This window comes from Marseilla massiliensis (assembly GCF_016899955.1).
Taxonomy (GTDB): Bacteria; Bacteroidota; Bacteroidia; order Bacteroidales; family Bacteroidaceae; genus Prevotella; species Prevotella intestinigallinarum.
This window is the reverse complement of the sequence record NZ_JACJJL010000057.1, coordinates 1-3,535: the sequence shown is the minus strand read 5'-3', so window position 1 is coordinate 3,535 and position 3,535 is coordinate 1. Positions and strand designations below refer to the sequence as shown.

The following is a 3,535-nucleotide window of genomic DNA, read 5'->3' as shown; positions in this document are numbered from 1 at the left end:
GAAGCCATCAACACCGACCTGTTCATCCTGGCATGGCAGGTGCGCACGCTCTCGTGGAACGACCTCTGGTTCTCGCTTGACCCGGAAGGATGGGCCAATGTGATGTCCGGCAAGAACATCATCGGCGGCATCGTGGCAGACTGGAAGCGTGGATTCAATTAGGAATTTATCATCAAAATAGTGTATCATAATCATACAACAATGGAAACAGAAAAGAAAATCATCGGCCGCTGCCCCCTGTGCGGCGGCAATGTGGTCAAGACCTGCAAGGGATACCGCTGTGAGCATAACATCGGTGACAGCCCTTCTTGCGTACTGAACATCAATGCCATCATCGGCAACCGCAAGATGGCGGACGCAGAGGTGGCGGTACTTTTGGAGAAACGCCGCATCCTGCTGGACGGTTTCGCCTCCAAGGAGGGCAAGGCATTCCCGACCGTGCTGGAGCTGACCGACGACGGCAACATCCTGATGCAGCCGGTCATCGGCAGGTGTCCGCATTGCGGAGGGGAAATACGTGTGGGAAGCCGGGCGTTCAACTGCTCCAACTATGCCAACCAAGACGCACCCTGTTCCTTCGCCATCTGGCGCAACATCGGCGGACATACGCTAACTTTGAATGAAGCCGTGGAAATATGCGAAAAGGGTATCACCTCTTCGGAACTGGAGATGTACCGGGAGGATGGCAGCATCTACCGTAAGCGGCTCGGCGTATCGCCGGACAAACTTCAAATCGTGAAGATATGAGACCGGGGATGAAAATTGGGATAATACTCGCCTCCATCGTGTTGTTCTGGGGCGGTGTGTTCTGCTTTGTCTGCTGTGCGGACAACTTGGAGAATCGTGCGACGGACATGGCGGAAAAGGCATTGAAGGCATCGGTGGACAATCCTGAATCCATACGGATATTGGGCGTCAGCAAACCGGATTCCGTGTTCGGGCATACCTATATCACGCAGGAGGAGAAGATGGCCCTCTCCATGGCTATGGTGGAAATCAACAGGAAGGTGATGGATGCGACGGACGGGCTGGAGGACTTCAACCCGGACGACAAGGAAATGGCGACCCTGATGGAGCGGCAGATGTCGGCCATGTCGAGCCTGAGGCGGCTGATGGATTTCAGCAGTCCGCTTGACGGGAGTCCGCAACCGTTCTCCGGCTGGAAGGTCAAGGTTGACTTCGAGGGTGTGGACGCGGACGGCCAAGGTTATCATTCCGAATACTGGTTCATCCTGGACAAGGAGGCGCAGTGCGTGGTGAAGTCGTTTGAGATACCCTTGCCGTAGGCTTCATAAGGAATTTGTTTCAAAATACATGGGGAATCCCGGTGTCATTTCAATGTGGCATCGGGATTTTCCGTTTCCTGCCCCTCATGGCATCCGGCTCCGTGGGTTTTCCGATACGAATTTACGGAGGGCGTGCCGTCTGCAAACGGCGCGGGCTTGGCTGTGGCGGAAAACGCACGGCAGCCTTCCGCGATTTGTGCCAAATCGGGTATTCCGTGAGTTTTCCGCCTGCCACGTTTGCATTGTGGCACTTCCGCCCTCCGTCACCATGTATCGTAAAAACATCCCGGAGCTGGAAGCCGCAAGGCTTCAAACAAAAGGGAAAAGATTAGAACTTCAAAAATCAAGCGTTATGGCAATAGAACTCATTGACAGAAAGGAGAGTGCAAGCTACAAGGGCAGTATTTATGAACTTACCTTGTTGTGGGACAGGGAAAGCATCCGCAAGTGCTTCTGCGGTATGCCACCGTTTTTTGCCCACATCCGCAAAGACGGGGCGAACTTCGCCAGCATCGACTGCTATTCAAACGACAACGGACGGTTTGCGGTAAAGAAGTTCATGCCGTCTTTACTTGCAAGGCCGGACTGGCAGGTGCGTTTCGACAAGGACATCAACACCATACCGCTTTTGGAACTGCTGGCAGGTCTGCCGATTTAACCTGTATGGATTTGTCAACAAAAAAGCAAGGAAATATGAAAGGAACAGAACATTTCAAGGAGATTATCAAGGGTTATCTTGACCAAAGGGCAAAAGAAGATGAACTTTTCCGTGCCAAGTATGAAACCACGACGCGCACCATGGACGATGTGGTGACGTTCATACTCAACGAAGTACAGAAGTCGGGCTGCTGCGGATTTGCTGACGATGAAATCTATTCAATGGCCGTCCACTGCATAGACGAGCCGAAACTTGAAATAGGCAAGCCGCAGTCCTGCAACGTAGTGGTCAACCACCATGTGGAATTGACGGAAGAGGAAAAGGCTGAACAGAGGGAACTCGCACTCAAACGCTACCAAGACGGGGAGCTGCGCAAGTTGCAGGCACGCAACCATAGGCCGAAACCTGCAAAGACACAAGAGGACAAACAACACCAACCGTCACTTTTTGACAATTTTTGAGCCATGAAACCGAGGAACAGATTTGAAAAGGCGGTGGCGGCTTCCAACATGAAGCTGTCACCCGTAAGCCCGAAAGCCGTGGAATGGGCGGTAAGGAACACGGTAAGCCATATTGCCTTCCGCACGTCAGGGTACAAATGTACCTGCGGCGACTGCGGTCATAAGTCCGACTACAAGGGAAAAGGCAAATATACACGTTGTCCTCAATGCCGGCACAAGCTGGAAGTGACGGACACGCTGACACGCAAAAGGAAAGAAAGTGTCTATTTCTCCACCATCGAGAGGATTGACGGCTTCCACGTGCAGAGGGTATTCCGTCTGTCAGCAATTACGCGCAAGGGCATAAAATAGGAAACCTGGCAGATGGAGGTGTGCCGTATATGGCTCAACAAGGACGGCAAGACCGCAGTCACGTCAAGGACGAGGATGTTGGGGCATTACATGGACTGTTTCAACTGGCTTTCGGACATTGAGCTGAGAAATCTGACCAACGTCCATTGGGTAATATCGAATACGTATGTCTATCCGAACTATTCCACCACAAGGGAGTTAAGGCGCAACGGTATGAGGGGACGGCTTCCGGACTGCCACCCGACAAGGCTGGCGCAAATGCTTCTTGCGGACAGCCGCATCGAGACGATGATGAAAGCCAAGGACTTTAAGGCGGTTGAATACTTCACAGCGCACGAAATGGAGCTTGACAGGTGCTGGCTGTCGTACAAGATAGCGAAACGCAATCGCTATGAGCCTGAGGATTATGGACTGTGGTGCGATACGATAAGGCTGCTTGAAAGATGTGGCCACGACATCCGTTCGGTAAAGTACATCTGTCCGAAAGCTCTCAAAGCTGACCATGACAAATGGCTTGCAAAAGCCACACGGATAGAGGAAAGGCGGAGGAATATGGAACGGATGGAGAGGGCGAAAAGACAGGAGGCGGACTTCTATCGGGAAAAGTCGTGCTACTTCGGTATTGTCATAAGCGACAGCGACATTGAAATATCCGTCCTTGATTCCATTGAGGCGTTCCGTGCCGAGGGTGAAGCCATGAAACATTATGCAAAGTGTTATATTATGCGAAGTGTCATATTTTAGCTGCTGATTATTAATAAAATATCAAAAAACGCTAT

6 protein-coding genes are annotated in these 3,535 nt (G+C 51.7%); all 6 read left to right on the top strand.

From position 1 onward, the window contains the following. The first annotated feature begins 201 nt into the window (after positions 1 to 201). The 6 genes from H6B30_RS15620 to H6B30_RS15600 all read left to right on the top strand — a co-directional run bounded on the left by H6B30_RS15620 (position 202) and on the right by H6B30_RS15600 (position 3,500). Positions 202 to 747 (top strand): topoisomerase C-terminal repeat-containing protein, encoded by a 546-nt coding sequence (locus H6B30_RS15620; RefSeq protein ID WP_205112191.1) that lies wholly within the window; start codon positions 202 to 204, stop codon positions 745 to 747. Then, positions 744 to 1,286 carry a hypothetical protein gene (locus tag H6B30_RS15615; protein WP_205112190.1) on the top strand — a complete coding sequence of 181 codons (543 nt, stop codon included), beginning with the start codon at positions 744 to 746 and terminating at the stop codon, positions 1,284 to 1,286. Before H6B30_RS15620 ends, H6B30_RS15615 begins: the two co-directional genes overlap by 4 nt. 352 nt (positions 1,287 to 1,638) lie before the next feature. Continuing rightward, the gene (locus H6B30_RS15610) at positions 1,639 to 1,944 is read left to right on the top strand and encodes a hypothetical protein (RefSeq protein WP_205112189.1); all 306 of its coding nucleotides are present in this window, start codon (positions 1,639 to 1,641) and stop codon (positions 1,942 to 1,944) included. 35 nt (positions 1,945 to 1,979) lie between these two features. Continuing rightward, the gene (locus H6B30_RS15605; protein ID WP_205112188.1) at positions 1,980 to 2,405 is read left to right on the top strand and encodes a PcfK-like family protein; all 426 of its coding nucleotides are present in this window, start codon (positions 1,980 to 1,982) and stop codon (positions 2,403 to 2,405) included. Positions 2,406 to 2,408: 3 nt separating this feature from the next. Continuing rightward, positions 2,409 to 2,756: a hypothetical protein gene (locus H6B30_RS16460; protein ID WP_239484171.1), complete on the top strand. Its 348-nt coding sequence runs from the start codon at positions 2,409 to 2,411 to the stop codon at positions 2,754 to 2,756. A gap of 12 nt (positions 2,757 to 2,768) precedes the next feature. Beyond that, positions 2,769 to 3,500 (top strand): PcfJ domain-containing protein, encoded by a 732-nt coding sequence (locus H6B30_RS15600; protein ID WP_239484170.1) that lies wholly within the window; start codon positions 2,769 to 2,771, stop codon positions 3,498 to 3,500. The last annotated feature ends 35 nt before the right edge of the window (positions 3,501 to 3,535 follow it).

Excerpts from the sequence above, each read along its gene's own strand:
- H6B30_RS15620 (WP_205112191.1), top strand. The coding sequence starts at position 202 with ATGGAAACAGAAAAGAAAATCATCGGCCGCTGCCCCCTGTGCGGCGGC.
- H6B30_RS15615 (WP_205112190.1), top strand. The coding sequence starts at position 744 with ATGAGACCGGGGATGAAAATTGGGATAATACTCGCCTCCATCGTGTTG.
- H6B30_RS15610 (WP_205112189.1), top strand. The coding sequence starts at position 1,639 with ATGGCAATAGAACTCATTGACAGAAAGGAGAGTGCAAGCTACAAGGGC.
- H6B30_RS15605 (WP_205112188.1), top strand. The coding sequence starts at position 1,980 with ATGAAAGGAACAGAACATTTCAAGGAGATTATCAAGGGTTATCTTGAC.
- H6B30_RS16460 (WP_239484171.1), top strand. The coding sequence starts at position 2,409 with ATGAAACCGAGGAACAGATTTGAAAAGGCGGTGGCGGCTTCCAACATG.
- H6B30_RS15600 (WP_239484170.1), top strand. The coding sequence starts at position 2,769 with ATGGAGGTGTGCCGTATATGGCTCAACAAGGACGGCAAGACCGCAGTC.